The sequence below is a fragment of the Geobacter sp. FeAm09 genome (assembly GCF_008330225.1).
Classification (GTDB): domain Bacteria; phylum Desulfobacterota; class Desulfuromonadia; order Geobacterales; family Pseudopelobacteraceae; genus Oryzomonas.
Genome location: NZ_CP042466.1, coordinates 1,024,137 through 1,040,557, shown reverse-complemented (window position 1 = coordinate 1,040,557; position 16,421 = coordinate 1,024,137). Strand labels below are relative to the sequence as shown.

At 55.2% G+C, this 16,421-nt stretch carries 14 protein-coding genes; 7 read left to right on the top strand and 7 right to left on the bottom strand.

What is annotated here, in order from left to right:
* Window positions 1-15 precede the first annotated feature (15 nt).
* Window positions 16-915 (bottom strand): YqaJ viral recombinase family protein, encoded by a 900-nt coding sequence (locus tag FO488_RS04790; protein WP_149209499.1) that lies wholly within the window; start codon window positions 913-915, stop codon window positions 16-18.
* 165 nt (window positions 916-1,080) lie between these two features.
* Complete coding sequence (locus FO488_RS19320) at window positions 1,081-1,254, bottom strand: hypothetical protein (protein WP_168205892.1); 174 nt, start codon at window positions 1,252-1,254, stop codon at window positions 1,081-1,083.
* 137 nt (window positions 1,255-1,391) lie between these two features.
* On the opposite strand from FO488_RS19320, the gene FO488_RS04785 reads away from it, so the two are divergent.
* Complete coding sequence (locus tag FO488_RS04785; protein ID WP_149209498.1) at window positions 1,392-1,745, top strand: helix-turn-helix domain-containing protein; 354 nt, start codon at window positions 1,392-1,394, stop codon at window positions 1,743-1,745.
* A 155-nt stretch (window positions 1,746-1,900) separates the two neighbouring features.
* Window positions 1,901-2,224, top strand: a complete 324-nt coding sequence (locus tag FO488_RS04780) for a helix-turn-helix domain-containing protein (protein ID WP_149209497.1) — start codon at window positions 1,901-1,903, stop codon at window positions 2,222-2,224.
* Window positions 2,225-2,641: 417 nt separating this feature from the next.
* Here the strand turns inward: FO488_RS04780 and FO488_RS04775 are convergent, their stop codons facing one another.
* The gene (locus tag FO488_RS04775) at window positions 2,642-3,841 is read right to left on the bottom strand and encodes an HD-GYP domain-containing protein (protein WP_149209496.1); all 1,200 of its coding nucleotides are present in this window, start codon (window positions 3,839-3,841) and stop codon (window positions 2,642-2,644) included.
* Window positions 3,842-4,195: 354 nt separating this feature from the next.
* Between FO488_RS04775 and FO488_RS04770 the strand changes: the two genes are divergently transcribed.
* Window positions 4,196-5,125, top strand: coding sequence for a DMT family transporter (locus tag FO488_RS04770; RefSeq protein WP_149209495.1), 930 nt, complete (start codon window positions 4,196-4,198; stop codon window positions 5,123-5,125).
* A 24-nt stretch (window positions 5,126-5,149) separates the two neighbouring features.
* Here the strand turns inward: FO488_RS04770 and FO488_RS04765 are convergent, their stop codons facing one another.
* A complete protein-coding gene (locus FO488_RS04765) occupies window positions 5,150-5,326 on the bottom strand; it encodes a ribbon-helix-helix protein, CopG family (RefSeq protein ID WP_149209494.1) in 177 nt (58 codons plus the stop codon).
* Between the two features lie 129 nt (window positions 5,327-5,455).
* Window positions 5,456-7,018 carry an acetyl-CoA hydrolase/transferase C-terminal domain-containing protein gene (locus FO488_RS04760; protein WP_149209493.1) on the bottom strand — a complete coding sequence of 521 codons (1,563 nt, stop codon included), beginning with the start codon at window positions 7,016-7,018 and terminating at the stop codon, window positions 5,456-5,458.
* A 236-nt stretch (window positions 7,019-7,254) separates the two neighbouring features.
* On the opposite strand from FO488_RS04760, the gene FO488_RS04755 reads away from it, so the two are divergent.
* The 4 genes from FO488_RS04755 (at window position 7,255) to FO488_RS04740 (ending at window position 15,131) form a co-directional block, all read left to right on the top strand.
* A complete protein-coding gene (locus tag FO488_RS04755; RefSeq protein WP_149209492.1) occupies window positions 7,255-7,851 on the top strand; it encodes a TetR/AcrR family transcriptional regulator in 597 nt (198 codons plus the stop codon).
* A 468-nt stretch (window positions 7,852-8,319) separates the two neighbouring features.
* Window positions 8,320-13,611, top strand: a complete 5,292-nt coding sequence (locus FO488_RS04750; protein WP_168205891.1) for a DUF4011 domain-containing protein — start codon at window positions 8,320-8,322, stop codon at window positions 13,609-13,611.
* A gap of 878 nt (window positions 13,612-14,489) precedes the next feature.
* A complete protein-coding gene (gene dmpI, locus FO488_RS04745) occupies window positions 14,490-14,690 on the top strand; it encodes a 4-oxalocrotonate tautomerase DmpI (RefSeq protein WP_149209490.1) in 201 nt (66 codons plus the stop codon).
* Window positions 14,691-14,774: 84 nt separating this feature from the next.
* Window positions 14,775-15,131, top strand: a complete 357-nt coding sequence (locus FO488_RS04740; RefSeq protein ID WP_149209489.1) for a helix-turn-helix domain-containing protein — start codon at window positions 14,775-14,777, stop codon at window positions 15,129-15,131.
* A 105-nt stretch (window positions 15,132-15,236) separates the two neighbouring features.
* Here the strand turns inward: FO488_RS04740 and FO488_RS04735 are convergent, their stop codons facing one another.
* Together FO488_RS04735 and FO488_RS04730 are read right to left on the bottom strand one after the other, a co-directional pair.
* A complete protein-coding gene (locus FO488_RS04735; RefSeq protein ID WP_149209488.1) occupies window positions 15,237-15,443 on the bottom strand; it encodes a hypothetical protein in 207 nt (68 codons plus the stop codon).
* 172 nt (window positions 15,444-15,615) lie between these two features.
* A complete protein-coding gene (locus FO488_RS04730) occupies window positions 15,616-16,206 on the bottom strand; it encodes a TetR/AcrR family transcriptional regulator (protein ID WP_149209487.1) in 591 nt (196 codons plus the stop codon).
* Window positions 16,207-16,421: the final 215 nt, after the last annotated feature.

The window sequence follows — 16,421 nt, the reverse complement described above, 5'->3', positions numbered from 1 at the left end:
GCGAACGTCAGCCGTTCACTTCAGCAAAAAGCGCCGTACCGCCTCGCCGCTCTTCAGGTAGCGGCCATACAGCTCCGGGTGGGCCGTCCGGAAAGCGTCGTGGTCGAAGCGGCTGGCTGGTTTGGCCGCTTTCCAGGTGGCCGCCAGGCGGCCGTCGATGGTGAGCCCCTCCCTCTCCCCCATGCAGCTCTGGACGATGATCTTCAGCCGTTCCTCCTCGGCTTCGAGGCGCTTCATCTCGTCCCGCAGCAGTTTCAGCCCGGCCACCGCGGCAACGGCCCGGGGCGGAGCGGGGACCGTGGCGGCCACCGGGTGCCGGAAGCGGTGGGCCAGGTCGGCCAGGGACGCGGCTTCGGGGGGTTCGCCCCGCTCCACCCTCCCCCAGAATTCGGCCTCCTGCCCGGCCATGAGATCCTGCAGCTCCCGGTCCGCCCCCACCTCGTAGAGCCGGAAATCCTGGCCGCCGATGAGCACCGCCACATCGGCCGTTTCCAGCCCGGTGACCATGAGGTAATGCTGCACCTGGCACAGGTAGGCCTCTGGAATCTCGTCGCTCCCCGGCTCGCCCCACCCTTCGGCGCTGCGGGCGGTCTTGATCTCCAGCACCCGGCCGTCGTCGGTGATGCCGTCCAGGGTGGCCAGCAGATAGGGGCGGTGCGGGTGCCGCACGATCCGGCCGGGGACACGCACCGTCCGGCCGGTGGCGTCGGCGTAACACCGCCGGATCGCCGGTTCCAGGGCGCGCCCCCAGAACATGGCCGGGCTCTCCGGCTGCTCCGGCAACTCGCCCCGTTTGTCCAGATAGACCTGATAAGCGGTGGCGTAGCGTGACACCCCCAGCACCGCCGCCGCATCCGAACCGCCGATGCCGCTCCTTCGGGCCCGCAGCCACGCGGCCCTGGTACCTTCATCCATCGTTCACCTCCCTGGTTGAAAAACGCCCGCCATCATGGGGCTACAACAAGGTCGCCATCCGCCACTGAGGAACGGCGCGGGACCTTTCCGGGGTGCGGTCATCGCCTCACATGGCCGGTTCGGGTGCGCCGTGTTTCATGCTTTTTCCCTGCGGCCTCCCCCCCCTCACGGCCCCGGTCCCCCGTGCTCCTCGGCCAGCCGGGAATAGATGAGACTGCGCACGATGCTCCCCACGGAGATGCCGGTACGCCGGGAGAGATCGTGCAGCTCCCGTTTTTTGGTCCGGGGGAGGCGGACCGACATGGCCGCGGCATGATCCGATTGATCCGATTCAGTCATCTTTCACCTCCTTTTTGATTAAAAACTAAATCAAAAAGATTTAGTAGTCAAGCAAAAAATAAACATAATGATTTTTAGATTGACAAATGGAGGCGTTAAATTATGCTTACTTATAATTCAATGAGGAGGTGGCCATCATGGGCGTTGGGGAAAACATCAAAAAGCTCCGCGAGGAAGCGGGTTATACGCAGAAACAGTTGGCCGGGATCATGGGGATGAAGCCGTCCTACCTGTCGGCCCTGGAGCGGGGGCAGCGTCGGCCGGGGAAGAAGATTCTCCCCCTTTTGTGCGACGCCCTCGGCGTGGACGAGCAGGCGATCCGGTTCGGTCCCGAGGGGCGCCCGCTGCGCCATGAGGAAAAGGTCCTGCTGGCCGCGGTGCAGGGCTTCTCCACCCGGCTCCTGCTTCTGGTGATCGAGTTCGCAATGAAACTGCGGGCATCCGGCGGGCCGCTGTACCTGGCGCAGCCCAGGGCCGCACGAGTCCGATGAACCCCATACAACCGCCCGCCGGCGCCTCCTGCTGACAAGCCACCGCCACCCCTCCTTTTTGATTCGGCAATCATGCAGAAACATGCATAAAGCTTTTTGTTGACAATCTTCTTGATTAAATTAAACTCAGAATAATTCAACAGGGGGTAATCAGCATGAGTGTCGGGGACAACATCAAAAGATTCCGCGAGGACGCCGGCTACACGCAGAAACAGTTGGCCGAGATCATCCAGGTGAAGGAGCCGTACATATCCGCTCTGGAGCGGGGGCAGCGCCGGCCGGGAAAGAAGATCCTCCCCCTTTTGTGCGACGCCCTCGGCGTGGATGAGAAGACTATCCTCTTTGGCACTCGGGAAGAGTATCATCGCCAGTTGAGCTACGAGGAGAAGGTTCTGCTGGCGGCGACTGAAAGCCTCTCCAAAGATCAATTGCGCGAAGTGATTCAGTACATGATGAAATTGAAAGCATCCGGCGAATAAGTTCGACTCTCTCTTGCATATGTATCTCATTATTTAAGATAGTTGCAGATACGGAGCATGTGCTTTTTCATTTTCCATGATTCAGACTAGCACCGGGGAGCGACAAAAAAAGTCGCATTATGAGGAGGGACGCCTATAGCCTTGACGAGTGGGGAGTTTCGAGATGCGGGCAAAGGATTTCCGGGAAACCCGGCATGCGGGGAAGTCGGGGCACGCGCCCCCGGCGACCGGCGGGACCTGGTGGCCGCTTGCGGAGACCCGCCCCGCCCTGGTGGCCAGCATGGCACGGTGCCTGATCCACCAGACAAATTACCTGCTGGCCCGGCAGATCGAGGCGCTGGAAATTCCCCGGGAATGGCGGCCGGCGCGAGCGTATGACCCGTGCCCGGTTGCCGGTACGGGCATCCGGCGACCCTTTCACACCTTCCCCGCCGCCTCGGAGAACAGGGACTTGAGCAGGTTCTTCAATTCCGACCGCAGCTCCATGAGGGCCGCCCGCTCTTCGCCATAGGTGCTGTTGATGTTGTCCGTTATGATGGAATGCATCTTGACCAGCCTGGTGCGGTCGGCGTTGGGGCTCCGCATCAGTTTCTTCAGCTCCCGGATCTCGGCCATATCCATGGTTCTGGCCTCTATCCGCGTATTCTTTTCCTCTGCCGCCGTTTCCGGGATTTCGTTGTCCTCCATGATCCCCATGAACCCCGCCAGGATCTCCGGGTCGAAAAGTTTGCGTTCGCTCTTCAGGGTCCGCAGGGTGTCGCTGGGGGATGATGCGGACTTGTAGGGACGGTTCATGGTCAGGGCGCAGTAGATGTCGCAGATGGATACCAGCATGGCATGGCGCGGGATATCGTCGGCGAACAGCCCCCTGGGGTAGCCGCTGGCGTCATAGCGCTCGTGATGGCCCCAGGTGATGTCATGGACGATCCGGTCCGTGACCCCGGCGCTGGTGAGCAGGTCGATGCCGTATTTGGGATGGAGCTTGACCCGGTAATACTCGCTTTCCGTGAGCACATCCACCTTGTCCGTAATATCGCTCGATATGGAGAGCATCCCGATATCGTGCACCATGGCCCCGGTGCCGACGCTGATGATCTCGTCCCGCCCGGCGCCGAACAGCCTCTCGGCCATGAACATCGCCAGGATGGTCGTCTGGGCCGAGTGATTGATGAGATACTTGTCGAAGTTGTCTTCCAGCTTGGCGAAGAGCTTGATGAGCTCGTTCCGGTCCTCGAACACGAACGCGATCTTGCCGAGGATGGTGCGGCATTTCTCGAATGCGGCCGGCTCGTTGGGCTTCCGGAAGACATCGTCGATGGCCTTGATGACCATCTGGCTGCAGATGAGGTTCTTGGAATGCTGGGACAGGATGGCGGCGGCACGGGAATCGTCGAGCCGCTTCTCCACATGCTCCTGCACCACCTCCGAATCCTTGCTGTTGATGTACACGAACTCGGTGCCGTTTTCCCGCAGCCGCTCGATATTGTGGATGGTGAGCTTGGTCTTTTCCGGTTTGTAGAGCGTGTATTTCCCGTTGAGCCCGACGTAGAGCTCGACCTTGGGGAAGGTTTCGTGGTTGATGGAATCAAGCACTATGGGTGAATACTCTAAGGACATTTACGCTCCCCTCGTCGTTTTTTCGCATGTCCGCCCCTTTGCTGCGTCCCGCCTGTCATCGTCCAGTTTATAGTAATCGGCACAACGGCCTGCAAGCTGTAGCGGTTCGGGTAATGAACGGCAGAGACAAAGCCATTCCGGCATGTTGCAAGAACGCCGATTGTCTCTCATGAAAAGGCCGCTGTCAACGGCACAGGCTTGCCCGCGCAAGAAAAAGACCGGTGCCGGCGTTTCCGGGCGGGCGGCGGCTTGGGCGAGGGAGGGGAATTCCGGGCGGGGCGCTCTTTTTCGTTGACCGCGCCCTTGCTTCTGCTATTTTGAAAAATTCGGCGAAAACAGACCAAGGAGACGATCATAGACACACATAAGGCGATAGACGGCCTGGCCATGGGCCTGATGCTGCTCCTCTGCATGATCTGGGGATTGCAGCAGGTGGTGCTGAAGATCGCGGCCCCGGATGTTGCGCCGCTCATGCAGTTGGCGCTCCGTTCCGGGATTTCGGCGCTGCTGGTGGGGGTGGCGATGGTCCTGCGGGGGGAGCGCATGTCCCTGGGGGACGGCACGTGGCGGCCCGGCCTGGCCGTGGGGCTGCTCTTCGCCCTGGAGTTTCTGTTCGTAGGCCAGGGGCTGCGCTATACCAGCGCCTCCCACATGGCGGTGTTCCTGTACACCGCACCCGCCTTCGCCGCCCTGGGCCTCCACTGGCGCCTGCCCGCGGAGCGGCTGCAACGCTTCCAGTGGTTTGGCATCCTGCTGGCCTTCGCGGGCATCGTCATCGCGTTCTTCGGCCGGAGCCAACAAGCGGCGGCCGGGGCGCCGGCGCACATCCTGTGGGGAGATTTCCTGGGGCTTATGGCCGGGATCGCCTGGGGCGCCACCACGGTGGTGCTGCGCTGCTCGAGCCTGGCCCGGACCTCCGCCACCAAGGCCCTGCTGTACCAGTTGGCGGCCGCCTTCGTCCTGCTGCTGGCGGCCGCCGCGGCTCTGGGCGAGGCCGCCTTCAACCCCACCCTCCGGGCCTGGGGGAGCATCCTGTTCCAGGCGCTGGTGGTCTCCTTTGCCAGCTACCTCACCTGGCTCTGGCTGCTGCGCCGCTATCTGGCCTCGCGGCTCGGGGTATTCTCGTTCATGACGCCGTTCTTCGGCATCGCCTTCGGGGTGTGGCTGCTCCACGAACCGCTGGAGCCGAGCTTCGTGGTGGGGGCGGTGCTGGTGGTGGCGGGGATCGTGGTGGTGAGCGGCTACGGCTGGCTGCGGCACCTGCTCGGCGGGGAGAAAGCCTGACCCGGGGAAGCCCCGGGTCAGGCATTAGAATTTCAGAACACGGGCGGGGGAGTGGTTGCCGGCGTGCAGATTGTCTTTCAGCCACTCCCGAAACGACAGCTCCACAACCTCTTTTCGGGTCAGCCCCATCTGCCAGGCCATCCTGTCGATCTTCCCCAAGAGTTCATCGGATATGCGGGTGGAGATGATTTGCGGTTTCATGCCGGGACCTCGTTCAATACCGGGAATGACTGCGTGCCGCATCGGGTGCCGGGCGCACGACAACGCCGCCGGCCCCTCCCCTGGGGGGGCCGGCGGCGCTTCTGTTCGTGCCGCCGGCCTGCCGCCGGTCTAGATGTCCCAGTTTGCGATCTTCATGGTGCCGTTCTTGGCCAGGTTGACCTGCATCTTGAAGACCCGGTCGAGCAACTGGGGCTCATGCCCCGCCTTGCGCGCCAGGCACTCCTTCTTCGCCATGTCGAAATACTCCTGCAACAGCGGCTTGTAATCCGGGTGGGCGCACTTGTCGATGATCACCTGCGCCCTGCTCTTGGGGTCCAGGCCGCGCAGGTCGGCCAGCCCCTGCTCCGTCACCAGCACATCCAGGTCGTGCTCCGTATGGTCCACGTGGGGCACGTGGGGCACCACGCAGGTGATGCCGGTGGGGTCGGTCTTGCTCGGCCGGGCCGACGGCGTGTGCATGATGGAGAGATAGGCGTTGCGCAGGAAGTCGCCGGACCCGCCGATACCGTTGATCATCCTGGTGCCCCCCACCAGGGTGGAGTTGGCGTGGGCGTAGATGTCGAACTCCACCGGGGTATTCATGGCGATGCACCCCAGACGGCGGATCGGCTCCGGGTGGTTGGCGATGGAGAGGGGGCGCATGAGCACCTTGCCGCTGTACTTGTCCCAGTTGTCGTAAAAGCGCTTGAAGCCGTCCACCGAATAGGAGAGGGAAACCGTGGAGGCGAAATCCAGCTTCCCGGAATCGAAGAGATCGAGCATGGTGTCCTGCAACACCTCGGTCCAGACCTTGAGTCCCGTGAACGGCCCCTTGGCCAGCCCGCCGATGACCGCATTGGCGATGGAGCCGACGCCGGACTGGAGCGGCAGCAGGCTCTTGGGCAGCCGGCCCGCCTTGACCTCCTGGGAGAAGAAGTCGATGATGTGGCCGGCGATGGCCTCCGAGGTGGCGTCCTGCTCGCTGAAGGAACGGCCGTTGTCGGGGCGGTTCGATTCGATGATGGCCACGATCCGGTCCGGATCGACCCGCACGTAGGGGGAACCGGCCCGGTCATCCACCCGGCTGATGAGATAGGGCAGCCGGTTGGGCGGGCTCACCGGCTCGACGATGTCGTGCAGCCCCTCGAAGCTGGGTATGGAGGTGTTGATCTCGATGATGAGCTGGTCGGCGACCTGCACGATCTCCGGCACGGCGCCGCAGGAGGCGGTCAGGACCAGTTCGCCGTTTTCCGTGATGGCGGAGCACTCGATGATGGCGATGTCCAGGCGCCCGCTCTCCTCCTTGGTGTAGAAGCCGTACCCCAGGTCCTGGGCAAACATGGAGAGGTGCTTGTCCCCCATGCGGATGCGCCCCTCGTTGATGCCCGCCTGGATATTCTTGCCGGTCTGGTAGGGCCAGCGACGGTCGATCATGTCCAGGGAGGCCCACCGGTCCTCGGTCTCCACGCCCACCGACGCGCCGATGAACAGGTTGAATTTCAGTTTCCCCTGAAGCCCGTTATTCTCCACGTAATCGGCAAGGGCGATGGGCACCATCTTGGGGTAGCCGGCGGGGGTAAAGCCCGACCAGCCCACGTTCATCCCGTTTTTGAACAGGGGGATGACGTCTTCGGCTTTTTTGATCCGGGAGTGGAGATTGGGTTTCCTGATCCTCTTGAGTAGTTCCGACATCTGGGCATGCTCCTCCATCAGTAGTGAATGTTTTCCCGACGTTTTTTCGAGGGTTTGCGCTGCGATCAACGGTGCAGACCGGCATGATTCGGGGAACAAAACGAACGTTCGTTTGAATACAGAATAACAATACGGCGTTTGACCTGCAAGGATTATTTTGGCAGAATGGCTCCGCCATTTGATTTTGCGCGTGATTTTGCTACTCTTGGCGCATATCGGAACGGATCGGAGCCCACATGACGAAAGCGGAGTGCCGCAAAAAGTTGCTGGAGGAAGGGACGCGGCTCTTTGCCGAGCGCGGCCTGCACGGCGTCAGCGTCCGGGAGCTGGCCCGGGCCGCCGGGGCGAGCATCTCCATGATCTCGTACTACTTCGGCAGCAAGGAGGGGTTGTATACCGCGGTCCTGCGCGAGCAATTCGCCTGCTTCGACCAGATCGAGGAGATCCGGCGGCACGGCGACGAACCCTTGGCCGTGATCGAGGGATACCTGCGCTGGACCATCCGGCGGCACCGGGACAACCCCCATCTGCTGCGTTTCTACACCAGCGAGCTCACCAACCCCACGGATTGTTTCGCCGCCATCGTCGCCCCCGCCATCGGCAAGGTGATCCGCATCCTCGCCGAGGTGGTCCGGGCGGGGATACGGCAGGGGCAGTTCCGCCAGGACGTGGATGCCGTGAACGCGGCCCTGGCCCTGGCCGGCATGGTCAATTACTACGTCCTCAGCACCCTGGCCACCGAGTCGCTGGTGAGCCATTCGCCCGACCGGGACGAACACCTGGTCAGCCAGTACGCGGCCATCTTCACCCGGGGGATCGGCGCCGCCGTGTGACCGTTGCGGCGGCGGGGTGTATCATAATGACACAAGAAGGGGCTCCCGGAGACGATCCAGGGGCCTCTTTTTCGTTTGATATTGGGGAGGTAAGAAGGATTGGATGGTTCGTGTTAATTTTTTTAACATTTTGCAGGGAGTGGTAATTATTTTAACATGCTGATTTTACGATTGAAAATTACGCACACAGATGTAAGATGGAGCACGCTTTAATAAAACAATTCGTAAAAAGGACCGTCGACGGCAAAAGATACGAGTTTCTAAAAAGCTACGCAAAACGTCCTGATGCGTAAGTTTGATCGAGATCAGAAAGAATGACTGTCATTGAAAAGGGAAACGATTAGTTATTTCTTCAATGACCTGCCGTTCATGTCCATAAAAAATATTGACATGATAGCAACAATTTTATCTTGTCCACATAGACTCAAACCATCGCCGGACTTTTTTATTCAATGGAGGATTAGTGGTATGTCTGAACTGGTGGAACGGGTACTGACAGATGTCCGCGGTAAGTTGCTTGATTTAACACGTCGAAATCGGCTACTTAATTTTAAAGAAAGCGTTAAAAGTATACGGATCGTTGACGAATTACCAAACGAAGTATTTCGGATATTGGTCGACGGTGAAAAGTCAATGCAGTTTTTACCGCTGGTTATGGAAGATGGCCTGCAGGTAACGCTGACTGAAACTAACATTGAATTACCGGTTGCTAACGGCCAGTCCGTTGAAAAATACACTGACACCTGCCTTCAGACACCTTTTAGTGACACAGTACTGGAGCGGCGTTGCAAAAAACTTCATCAGGAATCTCGAACTGCTATTGAAGAAACCGGCAGCAATCTACTGCATTTAGCAATTGGTTTTTTAGAATGGTATGAAGCTGATGATTCTGCCGAAAAAAACCGTGCCCCTCTTATACTGGTGCCGGTTAAGATAGAGAAATCCCGCCTTGATAAGAAATCAAACTGTTATTCCTACATTCTTTCGTACACCGGTGAGGATATCGAAACCAACCTGTCGCTGGCCGAAAAACTTAAAACAGACTTCGACTTGATTCTGCCAGAGCTTGGTGAATGCAATACCACAGAAAATTATCTGGAAGCCGTAGTAAATACCGTGGGACATCGTAAACGGTGGCGGGTTGCGCGGGAAATGGTCCTTGGTTTATTCAGTTTTTCAAAACTTCTCATGTACCGTGACCTCGACCCGTCTCGCTGGCCGGCATTAACCGGCCATCAAAATGTCAGGGCTATACTGGCTGGCCGTAATGAATATGAGAGTAATGAAGATCGGCCATACGGTGAGGAATATGATCTCGATAGAGATAGCAAGGCTATATCACTGCCATTAATAACCGATGCCGACAGCTCACAAACGTCGGTCATTATTGATGCAGTGCATCACAGAGAAAATCTTGTTGTTGAGGGCCCACCGGGAACGGGGAAGAGCCAAACCATCACCAATATCATTGCAGCAGCTCTGCATGAAGGACTATCTGTCCTATTTGTTGCCGAAAAGAAAGCCGCTTTGGAAGTTGTTCGGTCACGACTTGACCAAGCAGGCCTTGGCGATTTCTGCCTAGAGTTGCATAGCCATAAAACTCAAAAAGGCCAGTTGCACAATGACATAGCTAAAAGAATTCTAAAAAAGTACAGAGATACCACCACACTGGATAGGGAGATGGAAGACCTCGCAATAGAGCGGGATCGCCTCTTGTCCTACTCGAATTTGGTAAACAGTGTAGTCGGCCCGAACGGAGAGACTGTTTACGACATTTTCTGGACAGCTGAAAGGTGCCGAACCGAAGTCGGAGGGTGCGAAGTTAGGTTTACTGTCAGCAATCCGCTGTCATTAACTCGAAATCAGTTGAACGACCGGTCAAACCTGCTTAAAGACATCGCTAGACTGAGAATAGATTTACCGGATGAAGCAATGGATGTCTGGAAAGACTTCACACCAGTCAACATCCTGCCTGGCGACGAAATGATTTTGGCCGAGAATTTTTCCGAACTTAACAAACTAATTGAGGCGCATCATTCAAACCTTTGCGACTATCTAACGCACTATGATTGTCCGCTGCCAACTACAGTTAAAGGGTTATGGTTGCTCTCCAAACTCAATAATCTTTATCTATTATGTGACCTGCCTTATGATTTTCACCAAGCTCTCGCCCCAATACTTGCGTTACCTAATACCATGGATGCAATCAAAAAATTGGATGCCACCATAAGAAAACATCATCAACAAGCCCAAAACGCGGAACTCGCGTTAAATTGTATTGGCGATCTTACTCCGGAGGATGCCAAAGCTATTATCGATTGTGTATCAGCATTGGAGTCAGTAGGTTTTGATAACCTGACGTACAAGGAGATTGCCGACCTGTTCGATAAGCAGGAGCAACTCTGCGACCTCCTTGATCAATTGGCTCGAGTTCTTGAAGATTTACAAGAATTCTTTTCAACACCACTGGTTAGTGTGGTAGACAGTAAACAAGCACTGAACTTACATCATGTACTATCAAACATGCCGTTTGCCCCCCCGGTGCATTGCCATGCCGAACACTGCATGGAATCAACTGTATCTATTTTTCGCGAGGCACGTAACAAATGTGAAAGTCTTGGAGAAACGTTCCTGAATCACGGACGCTTCTTTCTGCTGCGATATCTCCCGAAAACAGACGACCTTGTTTCCTTAGCGCGGGATCTAAGAAAATTCAGGGGATCTTTTTTCGCCATTTTCTCGTCGCAATACCGTTCACTAAGGCGCACAGCTAAGACTTTGTTGGTCGACCCCAAACAACTAGGTGCTAAAGACCTGATCGAACGAATCGAGAGCGTGGTTGATACAATCAAAGAAATTGATTCTGTTAGTTCAAATCAAAGCTACAAGTTAAAACTCGGCACGTCTTATGTCGGGATCGATACAGATTGGGATCGCCTAGAAAGCCACATAAACTGGTGCCAGATATTCTCAACACTTGTGGGATCATCAGGTCATGCGTACCAGCTAGCTCCACGCATTCAGGAGATTGTGACAAAACTATTTTCTGCGGCCGGCTTGATAAATACCATACATGCCGGGCTTGAATCTCTAGGCGCATCTGACCTTTTAGATTGTGGAGCCCGCATCACCGACACATTGTCAACCATGACTACACAAAAAGATATATTCAACGCGACGCTGAAACTCCTGAAGTCAAACAAAAAATTAGATTCTACATCGATGAAAGATTTAGCGGTATCAGCAAATGCATATCTTTTTACCATAGAACTTCAGGCTAATTTGGACAATAAGCTCTACTGCGATTTATTAGGAACCGAATACAGTGGTATGTCCACCAACACAGAGAGTCTACTGCGAAGTGCCACTTGGCTGGAAAGACTTGTAATTCATGGAGAATTAACAAAAGATTTACAAAAATGGCTCCTATCAGGTAAAACTGCTGATAAAATAAATATATTTACTACTTTTTTTGATTCTAACAAGCAATTTTGGAATAATTATTTAATAAATTTTGAGAACATTTTAAATTATGTAAAAATATCACCTAATAACCCTTTAAATTATGAGTATTATTTTGATAATTTTGTCAGTCTTTCTAAATTTGTACTCAAATGTATTGAACACATTGGAAGCATAACTAGCTGGAATGATTATTGTGTTTTGACTGAAAGCGCTGACAGCTATGGCCTTACACCTATAAATACTGCAATAGGTAGAGAAAAAATTAGTCCTGATGAAAGTGCTGCCATTTATAGGTATGCGGTTTACGAAGGGATGGCCCGAGAAGTTATGCGGCAGTATCCTGATCTAGCATCATTTACTAGGGCCAAATACGAGGGGATCCGAGAGCGTTATGCAAGTACTGACAGGATGATCATGGCAACCGCACGAGAGCGAGTTGCCTATATCGCTTCGAATAGAAAAATCCCTAATGGCATTGGATATGGGCCTGTTAAAGATCACACCGACTTTGCTTTACTCAAGCGAGAACTAACTAAACAAAAACGTCACATTCCAATCCGGCAACTGGTTCGCCGAGCCGGTGGGGCACTTCAGGGACTCAAACCCTGCTTCATGATGAGCCCTCTGTCTGTTGCACAATACCTCGATCCTAACAATATCAGTTTCGATCTGGTAATCATGGACGAGGCATCGCAACTTAAACCTGAAGACGCACTAGGCGCAATCGCCAGAGCTACACAGCTGATTGTTGTTGGCGACCCCAAACAACTACCACCTACCAGTTTTTTCGATCGTACCGATAGTGGGGCTGATGATGACGAGGAGGCCATGGCAATTCAAGATACCGAATCCATTCTCGATATCTGCATGACAACATATAACAAACGCAGGCTACGGTGGCACTATCGGTCAGTTCACGAAAGCCTTATTGCATTCTCAAACAACCGCTTTTACGATGATGACCTGATAATTTTTCCTTCCCCGTTTGGGAATAACAGCAATTATGGCGTTCATCGCCATTACATTGATGGGGCGACTTATCAAAAGGGACGCAACAGGAATGAAGCTGAAGCTGTTGCCTTAGCAGTAGTGGAACACTTCAGGAATAATCCCGTAAACACTCTTGGTGTTGCAACATTCAACAGGGAACAGGCCGAGCTTGTTTCAGACATATTGGACAGAATCCAGAAAGAGCAGCCATGGTTGGAGCAGGCTATCAAAAATACCGAGGGGACCGAAGAACCGTTCTTCATCAAAAACCTTGAGAACGTCCAAGGTGATGAACGAGATGTCATTTTTGTTTCGACAACATATGGTCCCGATAAGGAAACGGGAAAGGTCTACCAGCGCTTTGGACCTATTGCTGGCGAAACTGGATGGAGAAGGTTGAACGTCATATTTACACGGGCCAAAAAACAACTTGAACTTTTCACGTCGCTTCGGTCAGCTGATATCAAACTTGGCGACAGTCCGTCAAAGGGTTCAATAGCACTCAAGGAATATCTTGATTACGCTGAGACAGGCCGCCTTCCGGATTACGGTATTATTGGCGGCAAAGAGCCGGACAGCGACTTCGAAGTTTCAGTCGCACACCACCTGCACCTTCATGGCTTCAAGACAGTCGCACAGGTAGGCGTAGCCGGCTTCTTTATTGATATCGGTGTACAGCATCCTGAACGCGAAGGAGAATTTATTCTGGGTGTAGAATGCGACGGTGCTACGTATCATTCCGCAAAATCCGTACGTGACAGGGATCGACTGCGTCAAGAGATCCTAAAGAGGAAAGGCTGGCGTATTCACCGAATCTGGTCAACTGATTGGTTTAAAAACCGCGATATTGAAGTCCAGCGGCTTGTGAATGTGGTACGGAAAGCATTACAAGAACAATCGTCCGTAGTGACAACTGATTCAGGATTCCAAGATGCGGTTTCTGCTGCTATTGCTTCAATCAAACCTTCATGTCAAGCCGTTTTTGAGGCAACTGAATCCATAAAGACAAAGACCGAAAAAGCTACAGTTGCACAGCCAGCCCTGGAACTAGCTCCTCAAAAAGCCTCGCTAAGCCTTAGGGATGAACTTCTTGAATACCGTCTTACAAACATCCTTCCTTCTTTTAATGATGACAGTAGAGGGATACTGCGTGATGAAGTCCTGAGCCGACTGATTGTACACCTACCGACAACCCGTGAAGATTTTTATAAAGCTGTTCCAATGAAAATGCGACAAAAGACAGACAGCCGACAGATGCAGTACATTGATGACATCCTGGAAATTATTGATGGTTATGCTTACTAGTTAAAAGAGCAAGTCGCAAGGGCCGGCTCTCCAATCTTCAGATCTTGAAATTTATAGCCATCCCTTTCCAGCACGACCATAATTTCCGTTTCGCGCGTTGGCCCCGAGGTGGCACTAAACTTTATGGCATTCTCTGAATTTGAGCAGAAAAGAAAAAGTGCCAGGTCCGAATATTGACAAGAGGCGAAATTGAGGAGGCCTCCCCCCTGCCTCAAATTGCATTGACAGATGTTCATTCCGGATGTTAACGTCTTATAATTTCCATAGTGAAATAGAACTATTATTCGGTCAAGGAGTTGTTTTTATGTCGAATTACAATCTGATATGCGGCGATTGCGACTACGAATTTTCCGTACCCGTGAGCAGTGGCGACGAATCCAGCCATGTTTGCCCGCAATGCTCAAGCGCAAAGATCCATCGACGGTTTGGTGCCGTGAATGGCCAATGCATCGATGCGATGAAAGAATGTTCGGCCTGCCCCTTCGACGGCAACTGCGGTCTTCACTAATTGCGACCGGTGCACCGGGCCATCCTCCGGGTGCCAATAAGTAGCCTGCCCTCTTATTAGCACCCCGGCCATGCACCCCCGCCACATCAAGCAGGCGGCAGAGACACATCCGCAACCGCCCCGTTCCCCGGCATTTCGGCAAATCCCGCACCACCTCCCCAAGGCATGACCTGTCATCCGGGCAGCCCGCCCCGGGGCCTCTCCACCGATCCCTTGGCGACATCACATCAGCGGCCGCCCCCCCATTTCCCCCGCACAAAGCGCGCCGACGAAACCGCCCCCTCCCCGAAACAGAAAAACCTTGCTTCTCTTTTAGTAGCATGCTATTAAATACATAGCGCGATACAAAATAAATAGCAAGGAGACTGTCATGCCGGTTATCACCGTTGATCTGCACAGCATCGCTACGGAACAAAAAAAGGCCCTGATCAAAAACTTGACAAAGACCGCCGTAGAGGTCACAAATATCCCCGCTGAAAAGTTCACCATCCTGATCAACGAACTCGACAGCACCAACATCGGGATCGGCGGCCTGACGCTCGCCGAAATCAAGGCGGCCCAGGCCCGTTAGGCTACCCCGGGCGGTGATCCGGTTGTCCGCGGCGGTCGGATCACCGCCTGTTCATCCGCACTCCAAAGGAGACAAGCGCGCCCCATGTCCATTCCAAGCCCGGGAAAAAAGGTACGCGGTTCTCTCTCCGGTACGCCGATCAACGCCCTGTTCGACCTTTTGGGCCGCCGCTGGGCGCTCGGCGTCCTGTGGAACCTGGAACAAGGCCCCTGCACGTTCCGCGCGTTGCAGGAGCGGTGCGGCGACATCTCCCCCTCCATCCTCAACAGCCGCATCAAGGACCTGCGCGAGGCGGACCTGGTGGCAAAGACCCTCGACGGCTACGCGCTGACCCGGCGGGGCAAGGAACTGCGCGACATCATAGTACCGTTGGGGGCATGGTCCGCGGCGTGGTCGAAAGAGGTCTTCGACTACATCAAGCCGGGTACGGAGAGCTCATAAGGGTAAGATCCGCGAATTCCCGGAGCCCCGTATAAATCGAGGGACACCAGCCAAACGCCAAGCCGGTGCCCCTCCCCTTCCCTGCCGCCGCACTATCCGTATCGCTTAAATCAGCTTGTCGTAATCGCCGCTGACAGAGGGAAAAATGTCGTGGGTCACCTCATGGTCGAGGCCCACGATCGTCCCGCAGGACACGCACAGATACTTTTCACCCTCGGCCGGGTGGCCGCTCCGTTCGCAATCCCCGCTCCATATCTTGATGTCGCACCGCTCCCCGGGAGCTGTCGTCAGGTTCGTCCTCTCCGTTGTCATGGTGTGCACCCCCTTCCCGCGCGCCCCGTGCGGCCGGCCCGCAGACGCGCTTCCGGCGCGACTGACCGCATGGAGCCCTGATTTCAGTATAGCACGGGGCGGGGAATAAACGTAGCTTTCGGCCCCGCCCACGGGGCGGGATGCGGGGTGGGATGAATCGGCGGGACGGCGTTCAGATCTTGGGCCAGATATGCCCAATGACCCCTTCCAGCAGCTTGTTGATCCTGGCGGATTCCGCCTCGGGCGCCTTGATGCTCCGCAGCAGGAAACTCTCCGATATGGTCGCCATCAGTTCCACGCGGGCGATGATCTCTTCCTCTTCCAGGTCGGTGTAGATCTTGCGGATGGTAAGCGCCGCCATCTTCCGGTACTGCTGGTCCGCGTTCTCCAAAATGGCGGCGATATCCGGATTGCGCGCCGCCTCGGCGTGCATCTCCAGCAGCAGCGCCCGCTCCTCCCGGTTGTCCACGAACCGCTCCGTGAAACGCTCGATCTGGAACTCGGCGACGTTCTTGTTGAGGGCCGTGCTGGCGATCCAGTTCAACTGCTCCTCGGTGATCATCTCCACGATCGCCCGGATGATGGATTCCTTGTTCTCGAAATAGCGGTACAGGTGCCCGACACTCATGCGTGCCGTCCGGGCTATCTCCGCCATGCTGGCGGCATGGAACCCGCTGTATGCGACGCATTTGCGCGCCGCCGCAACGATCTCGGCCCGACGCAGTTCATCCCTGTCCTTCTTGGTCAAGCGCTGGGTTGTCATTTCACGATTCGCCTTTATGCTCTGAATGCCGGGCCAAACGGCCCAAAACGCCTTTAAAAATAGCCATATCAGGCACTTTTGTCAATTCATTCCTCACGGTTGCCCCTGCCGCAATCCCCCCCTCCTCCCCCCGGTCAGTTTTTGCCAAGCGCCACCCCCGCAAAAAAAATTTTACCCCGAAAAGCCAAAACGACCGATCAGGTCCCGTTTACAAA